A 14,963-nucleotide genomic window follows, 5' to 3' on the forward strand; every position below is an offset into this window, starting at 1 on the left:
AATCCGGCGTGGCCGGATCCGGAGTAGGAGACCAGGCCCCGAGACGGCAGGGCATCGGCAACGGCCCTCGCCGCCCGAAACACCCGACGCGTGGGCCGGTGCGGCTCGGCCGCAGTGGTAGGCGCCGCACGCCCCGGAGGCGCAGTGCGACCGGGTAGGTCCACGGTTTCCGGGCCGGCATCGGGCAGTAGGTTGGGGCCTATGTCCATAGCCCCGCGTCTGCTCCGATCGCTGGACCCCCAGGCCGTCGCCGCGGGAGCCGATATCCCCGACGCCGTCACCATCGACGGCGTAACCCTGTCGCGCAGCGATCTGCTGGGCGCGGCCACCTCGGTGGCCGAACGGGTCGCGCGTGCTGAAAGGGTCGCGGTGCTGGCCCGGCCCACCGCGTCGACCGTGCTCGCGGTGATCGGCTGCCTGATCGCCGGAGTCACCGTGGTACCCGTACCGCCCGACTCGGGTCCCGCCGAACTCGACCATATGCTCACCGATTCCGGCGCGCAGGCCTGGCTGGGCGAGGCGCCGGCGGGCACCGCATTGCCGGTGGTCCCGGTCCGGCAGCACGCCCGCTCCTGGCACACCTACCCCGAACCCGATCCGGCCGCACCGGCTTTCGTGCTCTACACCTCCGGCACCACCGGCCCGCCGAAGGGTGTGGTGCTGAGCCGTCGCGCGATCGCCGCGGGGCTGGACGCGCTGGCGGAGGCCTGGTCGTGGACCCCGGCCGATGTCCTGGTGCACGGCCTGCCCCTGTTCCATGTGCACGGACTGATCCTGGGTCTGCTCGGACCGCTGCGGATCGGCAGCCCGCTCGTGCACACCGGGAAACCGGCCCCGGCGAACTACGCCGCCGCCGCGGGCACCATCTACTTCGGTGTGCCGACCGTCTGGACCCGGATCACCGAGGACCCCGACGCCGCGAAACAACTGAGCGCGGCCCGGCTGCTGATCTCCGGCAGCGCGCCCCTGCCCGCGCCGGTATTCGAGCGGCTCGCCGAACTCACCGGTCATCAGCCCATCGAACGCTACGGGATGAGCGAAACGATGATCACCTTGTCCGCTCGTGCCGACGGCGAACGCCGGCCCGGCTGGGTGGGTGTACCGGTGCGCGGTGTCGAGACCAGGCTGCGCGACGAAACCGGGCAGCCGGTACCGCAGGACGGAACCAGTATCGGCGGCTTGCAGGTCCGCGGCCCGATGCTGTTCGACGGTTACTTCGGCCGCCCGGAAGCCACCGCGCAATGCTGGACCGACGACGGCTGGTTCCGCACCGGCGATGTCGCGGCGATCGACGCGGACGGGTTCCACCGGATCGTCGGCCGCGAATCGGTGGACCTGATCAAATCCGGCGGATACCGCATCGGCGCCGGCGAAGTGGAGACGTGCCTGCTGGGTCATCCCGCGGTCGCCGAGGCCGCGGTGGTGGGCCTGCCCGACGCCGACCTGGGACAGCGGATCGTCGCCTTCGTGGTGCCGCGGGATACCGCGCCCGGTGAACAAGAGTTGATCGACCATGTCGCCGAACAACTCTCGGTGCACAAGCGACCGCGGGAAGTCCGCTTCGTCCGGGCCCTTCCGCGCAACGCCATGGGGAAAGTCCAGAAGAAGCAGCTGAGCAACGGCGAAGCCGGCGACGCGTGAGCCGCGTTGGTCGTCGACGGTTATCGCCTCGGTCCGGCCGTGGCGGCTGCGCTGCCCGGAAATTCGTGGCACCGCCGAGGCACTGACCGAGGTCCCCACCTGCGTGCGCACAACACTATTCGACCGAGGAACTGCGGGCGATCGTGGACGAGGCGCACCGGCGCCGGGCGCTCCCGTCAGGGACATGACGCCACCGGAGACGCAGACCTTGATCAGCTGGGCGCCGTGTTTGATCTGGTAGGGACGGAACCCGGCGAACTCATCCGCGTCCACCCCGAACGGTTGACCGCATCCGGAACCAGACGCGACCACGGCCGCGCCGAGTCTTACGAGGCCTCGGAAGTTCACATAACCCCCGGAACCGAACGGGACGACGGCGGTGCCGAGTCTTACGAGGCCCTGAAAGGTTTTGGCCCGTCCCTGCTGTCAGTGCTCGATGCGATGCGGCGCAGCCGCGAGTGTCGAGTGCTGACAGCAGGGACTTAGGGGGGCCAAAACCCGCGCCGACGGAGTCGGCGCCAATTCAATTGTGTGCGTGCAGGGCTTCGTTGAGTTCGATGCCGGTGCCCGAGCGCGGGACCACTTCCACCGCACCGGTTTCCGAATTGCGGCGGAACAGCAGGTTGTTCGTACCGCTCAGCTCCGCTGCCTTGACCACCTTGCCGTCGGGCGTGGTGACCTTGGTGCCCGCGGTGAGGTAGAGCCCGGCCTCGAGCACGCAGTCGTCGCCGAGGGGGATGCCCAGGCCCGAGTTCGCGCCCAGCAGGGACCGCTCGCCGATCGAGATCACGGTCTTGCCGCCGCCGGAAAGCGTGCCCATGGTGGACGCGCCGCCGCCGATATCGGAGCCGTCGCCCACCACGACACCGGCCGAGATACGGCCCTCGACCATGGAAGTGCCGAGGGTGCCGGCATTGAAGTTCACGAAACCCTCGTGCATCACGGTGGTGCCGGCTGCCAGATGCGCGCCCAGGCGGACCCGGTCCGCGTCACCGATACGGACCCCGGCGGGGACCACGTAGTCGACCATGCGCGGGAACTTGTCGATGCTGTAGACGGTGACCGGGCCGCGGGCGCGCAGTTTGGCGCGGGTGGTTTCGAAACCTTCCACCGCGGCGGGGCCGTGGTTGGTCCATACGACATTGGCCAGCAGCGCGAACTGTCCCTCGAGGCTCACCGAATGCGGGCGGACCAGGCGGTGCGACAGCAGATGCAGGCGCAGGTACACATCGTGCGCGTCCACCGGGGCGGCGGAGAGGTCGGCGATGGTGGTCCGTACCGCGACCACGTCGACACCGCGGGCCGCGTCGGGCCCCACCAGGCCGGCCAGGTCGGCGGGCGCCTCGGCGAGCCGCTCGGTGCCGGTTTCGGTGAACTCGCCCAGCTCCGGGCTGGGGAACCAGGTGTCCAGTACGGTTCCGTCCGCGGTCACGTTGGCGATGCCGATAGCGGTTGCTCCCTGAGTGCTCACGACACGGCAGCCTACCCACCAGCGGGCCCGATGTGGTGCGGCCCCTCTACGCTCGTATCTCGTGACCCTCGACTTGCACGCCGACCCCGTCGCGCTCACCGCGGCCCTCGTCGATATTCCGAGCGTGTCCCGGGAGGAGGCCGCGATCACCACCGCCGTCGAAACGGCGCTACGCACCCAGACCAGTGGTTTCGAGGTGCTGCGGCACGGCAATGTGGTGCTGGCTCGCACCGCCCGTGGGCTGCCTACACGGGTGGTGCTGGCGGGGCATCTCGACACGGTGCCGATCGCGGACAACGTGCCGGGCCGGTTCACCACCGAGAACGGTGCCGAGGTGCTCTACGGCTGCGGTTCGGTCGATATGAAGTCCGGCGACGCGGTCTTCCTGCATCTGGCCGCCACCATCGCCGAACCGGTGCACGATCTGACGCTGATCTTCTACGACTGCGAGGAGATCGCGGCCGAGTTCAACGGACTCAACACCATCGAACGTGAACTACCCGAATGGCTCGATGCGGATCTGGCGATCCTCGGGGAACCGTCCGGCGGCTGGATCGAGGCCGGCTGCCAGGGCACGCTGCGGGTCCGGTTGAGTGCCGGCGGGGTGCGGGCACATGCGGCGAGGTCCTGGCTGGGGGATAACGCGATCCACCGGCTGGCGCCCGCGCTGGCCCGGTTGTCGGAGTACCGGGGCCGGGAGGTCGATATCGACGGTTGCCGGTACCGGGAGGGTTTGTCGGCGGTCCGGGTCGAGGGTGGGGTGGCCGGCAATGTGGTGCCCGATGCCGCCGCCGTGGAGGTGAACTTCCGATTCGCGCCGGACCGGACGGTGCAGCAGGCGACCGAGCACGTCCGTGAGGTGTTCGCGGGCCTGGACCTGGACTTCGCGGTCACCGATGCGGCCCCCGGCGCGCTGCCCGGGCTCACCGCGCCCGCCGCGCAGGGCCTGCTCGACGCGGTGCGGGCGCATGGTTCGGCGGGGGTCCGCGCCAAGTACGGTTGGACTGATGTCTCCCGGTTCGCTGCGCGCGGTATCCCCGCGGTGAACTTCGGCCCGGGCGACCCCAATCTCGCGCACAAACGCGACGAACACGTCCCGCTCGCCCAGATCACCGCCGTCACCGAGATGCTGCGTGCCTACCTGGAGGAGAAGTAGTGAACCCGCGACCGTTCGCCCTGTGTGTCTACTGCTCGGCCAGTACCGCCGATCCCGGCCAGCTGGCCCTCGCGGCCCGGGTGGGCACCGAGATAGCGCGGCGCGGCTGGCACCTGGTTTCCGGCGGCGGCCACGTATCGATGATGGGCGCGGTCGCCACCGCGGCCCGCGCGGGCGGTGCCAACACGATCGGTGTGATCCCGAAACATCTGGTGCACCGCGAGGTCGCCGATGTGGACTCCGACGAACTGGTCGTCACCGACACCATGCGCCAGCGCAAGCAGGTGATGGAGGACCGCGCCGACGCCTTCCTCACCCTCCCCGGCGGTATCGGCACTCTCGAGGAGTTCTTCGAAACCTGGACCGGTGGCCATCTCGGCCAGCACACCAAACCGATGGCGATCCTGGACCCGGGCGGCCACTACACGGGCCTGTTCACGTGGCTCACGGAATTGCGCGACCGCGGTTTCGTCCCGCAACAAGCCCTGGACCTGATAACCGTCACCCCGGACCTGACGGAAGCCTTCACGGCCCTGGCACACCCGCCGTCGGCCGTCCCGATCCGAGACATCGGTTGAGGTCCGCAACTCCACCACAGTAGTGACAAGTTCCAAACTTCCGTTCTCTGCGCAAACCACTCTGGATGGCAAAGGCACGCCCCGCGAAGGGCCGCACTACGAATACCGTCTCCAGATCGCCGACCTCCGTGGTTCGGGGCCCGTCTCGTTCTGGAGCGACAGAGCGGGGGAGCGCAGCGGAGGAGCGGCGGAGTGAAGAACGAGACCAAGGGGGCCCCGAACCCCGCGCCGCCGGAGGCGGCGCCATGACACAGTTCGGGGCCCGTCTCGTTCTGGAGCGACAGAGCGGGGGAGCGCAGCGGAGGAGCGGCGGAGTGAAGAACGAGACCAAGGGGGCCCCGAACCCCGCGCCGCCGAAGGCGGCGCCAAAAACATAGACTCGTGATCATGTTCGAGCCTGTACGTCCGTCGCCGACGTTGTGCGGCCGGGCGGTGGCGACGGACCGCGCGCTGGTCATGGCCATTGTGAACCGCACGCCGGATTCGTTCTACGACCGCGGTGCGACGTTCGGTGACAGCGCCGCGCTGGCGGCCGTGGACCGGGCTGTCGCCGAGGGGGCCGATCTCGTCGATATCGGTGGGGTGAAGGCGGGCCCGGGCGAGACAGTGGATGCCGCCGAGGAGGCGCGGCGGGTGGTGCCGTTCGTCGCCGCGATCCGGGAAAAGTATTCCGAGCTGCTGATCAGCGTCGATACCTGGCGTTCGGAGGTCGCGCGGGCGGCGGTGGCCGAGGGCGCCGATCTGATCAACGACACCTGGGCGGGGGCCGATCCCGAGCTGGTGCCGGTGGCCGCGGAAACCGGGGCGGGGATCGTCTGCAGTCATACCGGTGGTGCCGTACCGCGGACCCGCCCGCATCGGGTTCGTTATGCCGATGTGGTGGCGGAGGTGACCGATACCGTGGTCGGCGCGGCCGAAGCGGCGGTGCAAGCCGGGGTGAGCAGGGATTCCGTGCTCATCGACCCGACCCACGATTTCGGGAAGAACACTTATCACGGGCTCGAACTGTTGCGCGCAGCGGACGTTCTTGTAAAAAGCGGGTGGCCGGTCTTGATGGCGCTGAGCAACAAGGATTTCATCGGAGAGACATTAGGTGTCGGACTTTCCGAACGGCTGGAGGGCACATTGGCAGCTACCGCTTGGGCCGCCGCGGCCGGTGCCCGTGTGTTCCGGGTGCACGAGGTCGCCGCGACCCGGCGAGTGGTTGACATGATCGCCGCGATCCAGGGTATCCGGCCCCCGGTACGAACTCTGCGAGGTCTCGTATGAAACTCTCCCACCACGAGCCCGGCTGGGCGACGACGAATACTTGGGACACCCCCGAATGGGCGGTGGCCGATCTGGTCGCCGCCAAAGCCGGACGCACCGTATCGGTGGTGCTGCCGGCACTGAACGAGGAGGAGACCGTCGCCGAGGTGGTGGCCAGTATCCGGCCCTTGCTCGGCAATTTGGTGGACGAGCTGATCGTTCTCGATTCGGGGTCCACCGACGCCACGGCCGAACGCGCCCGGGCGGCCGGCGCGCAGGTCGTCAGCCGCGAACAGGCCGTGCCCGAACTGGAACCGGTGGCGGGCAAGGGCGAGGTGCTGTGGCGGTCGCTGGCGGTGACCAGCGGTGATCTGGTGGCGTTCGTCGATTCCGATCTGATCGACCCGGATCCGGCGTTCGTGCCGAAACTTCTCGGCCCCCTGCTGACCACGCCGGATCTGCATCTGGTGAAGGCGTACTACCGGCGCCCGCTGCGGCACGGCGGCGGGGTCGACGCCCACGGCGGCGGCCGGGTCACCGAACTCGTCGCGCGGCCGCTGCTGGCCGCGCTGCGCCCCGGGCTCACCCCTGTGCTGCAACCATTGGGCGGCGAATACGCCGGCACCCGGGAACTGCTCACCGCGGTACCGTTCGCCCCCGGTTACGGCGTGGAGATCGGGCTGCTGCTCGATACCTACGACCGGCTGGGCCTGCACGCCATCGGCCAGGTCAACCTGGGTGTGCGCACGCACCGCAACCGCCCGCTGGCCGATCTCGGCGTGATGAGCCGGCAGATCCTGGGCACGGTACTCGGCCGCAGCGGCGTACCGGATTCGGGTGCGGCGCTGACCCAGTTCCCATTGATCGCCGGTGAGTTCACCCCGCACAGCACCGCGGTGGACCTGGTGGACCGGCCGCCCATGAATACGATCCGCCCGGACGTCGCCGCGGCCTGAGCGCGGGCGTGGAGCGAACAAGGTGCGGTGGGCGGGCACAGAATAGGGGACCCGCCCTCCCGTAGATCGGATCGGCCTCCTGTTTCGGCTGTTCTTTTCGGGAGCCGCATTCGCTGACTACGCGCCGGACGTGGAGTCGCCGGCGTGGACTGCGGCCGGATCCGGTCTGCGGCGCGTTTACCCGAATCGGGGGCCAGGTGTCAGGTCGAGGTGTCTTCGTCCGAATCCGGAGCTCCGGGTTCGCCGGCCGGGGGCTTGGTGCTCGTCTCCGGGACGCTCCCGCCCGGCTCGTCCGGGTTCGTCCCCGGGGATTCCGGCGCCACCGGCTCCGCCGTTTTCGGCGCGCGTCCGGTGGCCCGCTCGGTCTCCGGGCCGATTGCCGGCTCGGTGACCTCGTCGGTCTCGACTCCGGCCCTCGGCTCGCGGGTTGTAGCGGTGCTGCCGGAAGTGTGCCGCTCGATCGAGGCCGGTTCGTCCGCAGCCGAATTCTCGGAGGTCGCGGACTTGCCCGTGGTGGTCGGTCCAGCGGTCGCCGACTCGCGCCCCGCAGTCGGTTGGGTAGTCGCCGGCTTGCCTGTTGTGGCCGGTCCGGGGGCTTCCGCCTCGCCTGTTGGGGTCCCTTCGGTGGTTGCGGCCTCGCCCGTGATCGCGGGTTCGGCGGGTTTCGCCGCCTCGGTTCCCGCGGCCGCAGCAGTGGGCCGGGCGCCGGCATCCCCTTCGCCGGCGGCGGTATCCGTGGCGGGGGCAGGCTCAGCGGGCTCGGCTGTGTCGTCGCCGGATTCCGCCGGCTCATCCTGCTCGTGTTCCAGGCGGGCCTGGAGTTCGGCGACCGTCACGTATTCGGACTCCGCGGAGCCGGGATTACGTAGCCAGAGCACCACCGAGGCCAGCAGTCCGGCCGCGACCAGAACTACCGCCACGATGATCAACGCGTCCACCTGCGCCTCCCCGAATTACCTTGTCGGAGCCAGATATCGCTACGGGTCGCACTGATCGGTGGCGGCACTGTTTCGCCGTGACCGAACACCTGCCCAATTCGGCGAAATGGCGAATGGTCCGTAGGTAACCTCAGCGTAGCAATCGCATTGACAAGCGAATATTCGTTGTGGCTATCGCGTATTCCGGGCGTGTCGGAATATCCCGCCGAGGTAGGAATTCACCCCGGCCGGGAAAGGCCCGCCGTGCTCAGCGGCGCTGGCGCACCGGACGCGGGCGGGAATCCACCGGATCGTGCAGGTACACCGGAGTCAGCAGATCCGCGTCCACCGGTTCACCCGAGCCGCGGTCGTAGCGCACTCCGATCAGTACCGAGAACCGGCGGTTGGCCGCGCGTTCGTGCAGGGTGGCGAGCCGGGTCGCCAGCAGCCGTACCGCGCCGAGTGAACCGGGCGGGTGCAGGCCGTCGATCACCAGTACCGTGCCCCGGCCGTCGGGTCGCGGCAGCCGGGCGAGGTAGGCGATATCGTGCGGGTCCGGACTGGCCGGCCGGTAGATGCGGCGGGCGGCCCGGTCCTCGATCCCGCGCCGGCCGTCCCCGGGCCGGGCCACCGCGCGGCGCAGCCGCGGATCGCCGGCGATGAGCTGGCGCAGGCTGGGCGAGAGTTCGGGACCGCTGAGCACGATGAGCCCGTCGCGCGTCAGGTCTATCGGGCGTCCGGGGGCGAACGGCTCGATGGTGACCCCGAAGCCGAGCTCCTTGAGCTGCTCGGCCAGCCGCGGCGCCGCGGCCGGATCCGGGGCGCCCATCAACCTGCCCGCCCGGGTATCGGGGACCAGCAGAGTGAGCGGGCCGTGCCCGAAGAACAACCCCTCGGGCGCCGGGCCCTGGGTGCTCACCTGGTGGATCCGGGCCCGGGAAAGCCCGGCGGCCGCGCCTATTCTGGCGAATGTCCACCCTTCGGCGTGTAACTCGCGGATCACCGCACGCCGGATTCGAGTGAGCTCGTTGATGGTCTGCTGAGCCGCTGCGACACCCTCCGTTGCGGCCTTGAGTCGCTCGACTTTGTCTTCGATCGCGAATATCCGCGCCACGTCATCGGCCGACATGTGCGAAGTGTAGACAGCAGGCCCCTGAACGGCGTCTAGACTGGTTGACGTTTCAGGTGGCGTCGTTGTCGATCGGCGGACGTTCGTTGTGTTCCAAGGGTTTATTCTGTTGGGCCCGCGGGTAATCTGGCAGGCCGCTACTGGCACCGAGAATATTCTTACTGTCCGGCAGGGCGCCGTCGAGATCCTTGAAAAGGGAATCGTCGCCGTTCAGAAGGTGTTTGGTCACCACCGAACGCGGAGACATCCCACGTAATTCCTGAAGATCGGCGAGCGGTTTTCGCAGATCCTCGAATTCGGGTCCGAGTTCGGACCGTAATTGCGACGTCGCGCCGGTGGCGTAATCGCGCACTTGGCGCAATGTGCGCGCAGTCCACCGCGCGGCGCCGGGTAGACGTTCCGGGCCGAGAATGACGAGGGCGGCGACGAGAAGGACGAGCATCTCGCCCCACCCGATACTGCTGAACACCTCACCAGATTACCCGGCACCGCGGGCGGTGGATCAGTCGGAGGCGAGCGTCACCGGAATGTCCACCTGCCGGCCTTCCCGGATGAGCTGGACGTTCACCGTCTGGCCGATATCGTGCATCTGCACCGCGACCACCAGTTCGTCGCGGTTGGTGACCTCGCGGTCGCCCACCTTGACGATCACGTCGCCCTCGACGATGCCCGCCTTCGCGGCCGGCCCGTCGGCCTGCACATCCGCGACTTCCGCGCCGCTCATGACCTCGTTGGCAACTGTTTTCTCGCGTGCGCTGACCCCGAGTACGGGGTGGTGGATCTGCCCGTCGCGGATGAGTGTCTGTGCCACCTCGGTCATCTGGTCGACGGGGATCGCGAACCCGAGGCCCACCGAGCCGCCGCTCTCACTGCGGATCGCGGTGTTGATGCCGATCACCCGGCCGTCCGCGTCCACCAGCGCGCCACCGGAGTTACCCGGGTTGATCGAGGCGTCGGTCTGGACCGCGTCGATCACGGCCTTGGTATCGCTGCCCTCACCCTCCAGATTCACCGGCCGGTGCAGGGCGCTGACGATCCCGGACGTCACCGTTTTGCTCAGGCCCAGTGGCGAACCGATGGCCAGCACCGCGTCGCCGACTTGGACGTCGTCCGATTTACCCAGCTGTGCGACAGTGAGATTTTTCACATCTACCTTGAGGACGGCGAGATCGCTCTTCGGGTCCCGGCCGACGATATTGGCCGGTGTGCGGGTGCCGTCGGAGAACGTGACCTGGATCCGCGCCCGGCCCGAGGTGTCCTGCGCCGCCATGGAGATGACGTGGTTGTTGGTGACGATATAGCCGTTGCCGTCGATCACCACCCCGGAACCGACGGAGCCGTTCTCGCCGATCGTGGTGCGGATGGACACCACCGACGGCAGCACCGCGTCCGCGACCTGGGCGATCGGCCCGTGCGGCTGATCGCTGTCGGTCTGCTCGAGGCTCACCTTCCGGGAGGTCAGGGTGGAGGCGGTTTCGGCCGTCAGCCGGCCCACGAGACCGCCGATCAGGCCGATCGCCAGTGCGAGCGCGGCGAGTATCACCAGCGCGCGGGGTGCCACCCGCGATCCGAACAGGACCTGCCGGGCGGACAGTTTCTCGGCGCGCGGCTGATCCTGGACCGACGGGGTGGGCAGCGCGGGAGCGCCGAGCCGGGCCGCTGCGTCCGGGTCGCGCCAAGGGTCGGACGGGACGGTTACCGGAGGCTCCGCCGTGGCGGCGTCCGGGTCGCGCTGGAGGATCTCGGTGGAACCGGGCGGGCGGCCGAACGCCTCGGCAAGTACCGCGGCCGGTGGACCCTTGGGCGCGATCGGTGCCGATTCGCCTTGGGCCCGGGCCGCTCGCGAGGCGAACGATCCGGATTGCCCCGGCGGGCGGCGGAAGGCATGGGCGGTATGTGAGTCCACATGGGGCCGGTAGACCGGGCGCGGTGCCAGCACCGGTGCCCCGGGTGGGCGCAGCGTGCCGTTGTCGGCCGTCGTGCCGTTTTCGTCCGCCGAATCAGGAGTATCGGCCGGGGAATTGTGCGTCGATTCGGAACTCACGCGGCAAACTCTACTTGCGCCACCACACCGACCACCGGAAGCTGTCGAAGGTCGCCGAGAAAGACTGGCCGGAAAAACCGAATACGGCCTCGTTACGCGCATTTCCGGCCGAATTGGAGCCGGCCGCCGGTTCGGCGAGCGGAATACGGGACAGGCTGTCGTGCAGGCCGGTCGGTACCGAAACCTGGGTGGCCCGGCGCAGTGCGATCCGGGCCTGCTGCTGTGCTTCCACCTCGGCGGCGCATTCCGGGCACACCGAAAGATGCTGAGCCGCGCGTAGATACGGATTCATCCGCAGTTCGCCATCGACATAGGCGGCGATGGCCTCGCTCGCCAGATGCTCGGTGGAGTGGAACTGCGGGGGACGACGACCGGGCGTACTGGAGTCGCCACTCATTCGCTGTCCATCCTTCCCAACCGACATTGCTGACCGCCGGGGCCCGGCGTCATGGCTGCCGGATCACCCGGAGCTCACCTCGTATGTTTATCCGAGGCTCGCCTCGGCGGCGAAACGCTCCTGCACTCCATTATGCGCAAGATACTCGCGCAGTGCCTGCCGGCCGCGATGGATGCGGCTGCGGACGGTGCCCAGTTTCACCCCGAGCGTCGCGCCGATCTCTTCGTAGGAGAGCCCTTCGATATCGCAGAGCACCACCGCGGCGCGGAACTCCGGCGCCAGCGAATCGAGCGCGGACTGCAGATCGGGATCGAGCCGGGCGTCGTGGAAGACCTGCTCCGGGCCGGGGCCCTCGGCGGGTACCCGGTCGTAATCCTCGGGGAGGGCTTCCATCCGGATCCGGCTGCGGCGGCGGACCATGTCCAGGAAGAGGTTGGTGGTGATGCGATGTAACCAGCCCTCGAATGTGCCGGGCTGATAGCTGGACAGCGAACGGAACACCCGGATGAAGGTCTCCTGGGTGAGGTCCTCGGCATCCTGCGCGTCGCCGGAGAGCCGGTAGGCCAGCCGGTAGACACGGTCGGCGTGCTCACGGACCAGTTCGTCCCAGGTGGGCATGACCGTCCGGTCGCCCGTGGCGTCGAAGGCGGCGGTCCCGCTGAGTGGTAGATCGTCGTCGAGTTCCGCGGACTCCGCTGCTGCGGCGTCGTAATCCTCGGCTCGGTCGTCGACAGTGGACATAACGGGCACCTCCATCAGGGCGTCCGGTGCGGCGGGAGAATCGGTCACCAGGTCTCGGTCTGCGGCTACCTCGCGACCCGGCCCCCGAAACGGTCCCGGGCCGAATTCCTCCGGTCCGGGCAGGGTGTACCCGGCGGGTGCTGCCGGACGGCGGGCCCGGGGCAGCTCGGGCAAGGTGGCGGACTCGCGTACCGCATCGACCATGTGGATGGTGACGACCTCCTGATCGGGACCGAGGCGTAGGCTCGAGGGTGACCCGCCTCTCGGGTCACCTTTACCGGTTACAACGGTCCGGTCGTGCTCCGTTGTTCCCGGCCGACGCTTCGGGTCGGCTGGTCTTGCTGTACTTACAACGCGTGAGCACGGGCCCTGCGTGGTGACGCTGCGCTACCGCCTTCGGGCCCGGCGCGCTCCCGCGTGAGGCCTACTCTTCACTGCTCCCGTGTGGGCGGGGTGTGGGGATACTGAGGGACACCTGAGAATGTTGCGACCAGCTTCGCCGCGTTTGGCATAGCCTCGAGTGCGTGGCATCGAACCTGGAGCGAAATCTCGCCTACGTGGAGGAATCCGTCGTAGAGGACGAGGTACTCATCAGCGCCCGCGAGCGGGCCACCGAACTCGGTGCGGCCCCGGTACCGCCGTCGGTGGGGGCCCTGCTCAGCATGTACGCGCAACTGCTGGACGCCCGGGCGGTGGTAGAGGTCGGGACCGGTGCCGGGGTGAGCGGTTTGTGGCTGCTCGACGGTATGCGCGAGGACGGCACGCTGACCACCATCGACTCCGAACCCGAACATCAGCGGGCCGCCAAAGAATCCTTCCGCGCCGCGGATATCCCGCTCGCCCGCACTCGGCTGATCAACGGCCGCGCCCTCGATGTGCTGCCCCGGCTGGCCGACGGTGCCTACGACCTGGTCTTCGTGGACGGTACGCCGATCGAACACCCGCAATGCCTCGCGGAGGCGGTCCGGCTGCTACGCCCGGGCGGCGCGGTCTTGCTGCACAACGCGCTGCTCGGCGGCCGGGTCCCGGATCCCGCGCACCGCGACGCGGCCACCCAGGCGGTCCGCTCGGCGACCCGGTTCGTGGCGGAGGACCCGGGTTTGACCAGTGTGCTCATCCCGCTCGGCGACGGGCTGCTCTGCGCGTCGAAGGGATAGGTATCCGAGCCTGCGTCGCGCGGGAGTGTCCGCGCCCGATCCGGCCGGTCCAACGGTCGCGCGGCACCGGCGGCGTGGTTGCCGTCCCGTCGGCGCGGGTTCGCTGGGGGTATCGATGCTCTCTTTTATCGGCGGCGTCGGACTGTCCGCGCGCGCTGCACTGCCGCAGGCGTATGGCGAACCGTAGCTGCGGCATGGCGCCCTATTCGCTGGGTCCTCGCCGGGACGCCCTATTCGCTCTCGCCGGGACCGGCCGATCGGTCGGTTCAGTTGATGCATCCGGCCGCGGGGTGCGCGAGTTCGCGGCCCGGCCCGGGGGCCGGGTGGGGACCCGTCGAACGTTTGCGCGAGGTCGGGTAGCCGCCGCGGCGTCGGGTGAGTGACCCGAACAGGCCACGCCCGGTCACAGCCACGGTGACACCGGGGACTCGGTGCTGCCGCGTTTCGGGCTGTTGACAGGTTCGGTGGGCCGGGTGGCGGCCGGCCGGCGGCTGTACTCGTCGTTTCCGCAGTTCGGCAGGCTGACCGTGACGGGCCGCTCTCCTGGAGCGGCCTCGCCGGTGGGCTGTGGGCGTTTCTTGACGGAATCTCTACGGCTCGAGGTCTTGCGCCGGGATTGAACGAGTGTTTAGCGTATTGAACATGCGTTCAAGCGATGATCTGAGCACCAGGGCTCGAATCCGTGACGCCGCCGTCGTGCTGTTCGGTGAGCAGGGGTTCGGTGTCGGGGTGCGGGCCATCGCGAAGGCCGCAGGAGTGTCGCCCGGTCTGGTCAACCACCACTTCGGGTCCAAGGACGGGCTGCGCCGGGACTGCGACGACTACGTCCGGGGCGTGATCCGGAACTCGAAGATGAGCTTCATGGACCGGCCGTCCTCCGGGAACCTGCTGCAGCAGCTGGCGGAAATCGAGGAATTCGCCCCGATCATCGCCTACATGATGCGCAGCTTCCAGGCCGGCGGCGATCTGGCCGCGGCGCTGTTCGAGCATATGGTCGCCGACGTCGAGGAGTACCTGGAGGCGGGTATCGCCACCGGGACGCTCCGTAAACCGCGCGATATCAAGGCCATGGCGCGCTATCTGGCCACGAACAACGGCGGCGGCATGCTGTTGTTCATCCAGACACATACGCCGCCGGACGGCGTCGTCGACTATCGGCAGGCGCTGCGCGAGTACGCCGACCAGATGATGTTGCCCGCCCTCGAGCTCTATACCGAGGGCCTGCTCACCGATTCGTCGATGGTGGATGCGCTACTCGCCGCGCGGCGCCGGCCCGGCGCGACGCCGGAGTCCGGCCGGGACCCGGCCGGACTCGGCGCGTCCGCGGGCGATCCGGACACGGCGCCCCACTCGTGAGCTGAACCGGCGTCCCCGGGTGGTGAGGGGTGGAAACCGCTCGGGACCGGGGGCTTGCTTCGGCAGTCGAATCGGGCGCGAACGCCCGCGAGCGGGCGGCGCGGCGCCGAAAGAGACGGGTGTGGCTGTCGTCCGAGGGATGACGCGCGCCTGTGCGGGACCGATCGGCATG

Annotated in this window: 14 protein-coding genes; 7 read left to right on the forward strand and 7 right to left on the reverse strand. The window is 69.0% G+C overall.

The window, feature by feature from the left end:
• The first annotated feature begins 201 nt into the window (after positions 1-201).
• Positions 202-1,641 (forward strand): acyl-CoA synthetase, encoded by a 1,440-nt coding sequence (locus ACQEVO_RS00930; RefSeq protein ID WP_432907744.1) that lies wholly within the window; start codon positions 202-204, stop codon positions 1,639-1,641.
• Between the two features lie 523 nt (positions 1,642-2,164).
• Here ACQEVO_RS00930 and dapD read toward each other — a convergent pair.
• Positions 2,165-3,112 carry a 2,3,4,5-tetrahydropyridine-2,6-dicarboxylate N-succinyltransferase gene (gene dapD, locus ACQEVO_RS00935; RefSeq protein ID WP_432907746.1) on the reverse strand — a complete coding sequence of 316 codons (948 nt, stop codon included), beginning with the start codon at positions 3,110-3,112 and terminating at the stop codon, positions 2,165-2,167.
• A 61-nt stretch (positions 3,113-3,173) separates the two neighbouring features.
• On the opposite strand from dapD, the gene dapE reads away from it, so the two are divergent.
• The 4 genes from dapE to ACQEVO_RS00955 all read left to right on the forward strand — a co-directional run bounded on the left by dapE (position 3,174) and on the right by ACQEVO_RS00955 (position 7,050).
• Positions 3,174-4,268, forward strand: coding sequence for a succinyl-diaminopimelate desuccinylase (gene dapE / locus ACQEVO_RS00940; RefSeq protein ID WP_432907748.1), 1,095 nt, complete (start codon positions 3,174-3,176; stop codon positions 4,266-4,268).
• Positions 4,268-4,846 carry a TIGR00730 family Rossman fold protein gene (locus tag ACQEVO_RS00945; RefSeq protein ID WP_432907750.1) on the forward strand — a complete coding sequence of 193 codons (579 nt, stop codon included), beginning with the start codon at positions 4,268-4,270 and terminating at the stop codon, positions 4,844-4,846. The genes dapE and ACQEVO_RS00945 overlap by 1 nt, the downstream gene beginning before the upstream one ends.
• Positions 4,847-5,233: 387 nt before the next feature.
• Positions 5,234-6,115: a dihydropteroate synthase gene (gene folP, locus ACQEVO_RS00950; RefSeq protein WP_432907752.1), complete on the forward strand. Its 882-nt coding sequence runs from the start codon at positions 5,234-5,236 to the stop codon at positions 6,113-6,115.
• A complete protein-coding gene (locus ACQEVO_RS00955) occupies positions 6,112-7,050 on the forward strand; it encodes a glucosyl-3-phosphoglycerate synthase (RefSeq protein ID WP_432907754.1) in 939 nt (312 codons plus the stop codon). Before folP ends, ACQEVO_RS00955 begins: the two co-directional genes overlap by 4 nt.
• A gap of 200 nt (positions 7,051-7,250) precedes the next feature.
• Here ACQEVO_RS00955 and ACQEVO_RS00960 read toward each other — a convergent pair whose 3' ends face one another.
• The 6 genes from ACQEVO_RS00960 to sigE all read right to left on the reverse strand — a co-directional run bounded on the left by ACQEVO_RS00960 (position 7,251) and on the right by sigE (position 12,278).
• A complete protein-coding gene (locus ACQEVO_RS00960; protein ID WP_432907755.1) occupies positions 7,251-7,988 on the reverse strand; it encodes a hypothetical protein in 738 nt (245 codons plus the stop codon).
• A gap of 247 nt (positions 7,989-8,235) precedes the next feature.
• Complete coding sequence (locus tag ACQEVO_RS00965) at positions 8,236-9,096, reverse strand: hypothetical protein (protein ID WP_432907756.1); 861 nt, start codon at positions 9,094-9,096, stop codon at positions 8,236-8,238.
• Positions 9,097-9,148: 52 nt separating this feature from the next.
• Complete coding sequence (gene tatB / locus ACQEVO_RS00970) at positions 9,149-9,565, reverse strand: Sec-independent protein translocase protein TatB (RefSeq protein WP_432907759.1); 417 nt, start codon at positions 9,563-9,565, stop codon at positions 9,149-9,151.
• A gap of 33 nt (positions 9,566-9,598) precedes the next feature.
• A complete protein-coding gene (locus tag ACQEVO_RS00975) occupies positions 9,599-11,140 on the reverse strand; it encodes a trypsin-like peptidase domain-containing protein (RefSeq protein ID WP_432907762.1) in 1,542 nt (513 codons plus the stop codon).
• Positions 11,141-11,150: 10 nt separating this feature from the next.
• A complete protein-coding gene (locus tag ACQEVO_RS00980; protein WP_432907765.1) occupies positions 11,151-11,537 on the reverse strand; it encodes a zf-HC2 domain-containing protein in 387 nt (128 codons plus the stop codon).
• 87 nt (positions 11,538-11,624) lie between these two features.
• Positions 11,625-12,278 (reverse strand): RNA polymerase sigma factor SigE, encoded by a 654-nt coding sequence (gene sigE / locus ACQEVO_RS00985; RefSeq protein WP_432907768.1) that lies wholly within the window; start codon positions 12,276-12,278, stop codon positions 11,625-11,627.
• 524 nt (positions 12,279-12,802) lie between these two features.
• On the opposite strand from sigE, the gene ACQEVO_RS00990 reads away from it, so the two are divergent.
• Positions 12,803-13,435, forward strand: a complete 633-nt coding sequence (locus tag ACQEVO_RS00990; RefSeq protein WP_432907770.1) for an O-methyltransferase — start codon at positions 12,803-12,805, stop codon at positions 13,433-13,435.
• A 642-nt stretch (positions 13,436-14,077) separates the two neighbouring features.
• Positions 14,078-14,791, forward strand: coding sequence for a TetR family transcriptional regulator (locus ACQEVO_RS00995; protein ID WP_432907772.1), 714 nt, complete (start codon positions 14,078-14,080; stop codon positions 14,789-14,791).
• Positions 14,792-14,963: the final 172 nt, after the last annotated feature.

The sequence above is a fragment of the Nocardia sp. CA-290969 genome, assembly GCF_050936135.1.
Taxonomy (GTDB): domain Bacteria; phylum Actinomycetota; class Actinomycetes; order Mycobacteriales; family Mycobacteriaceae; genus Nocardia.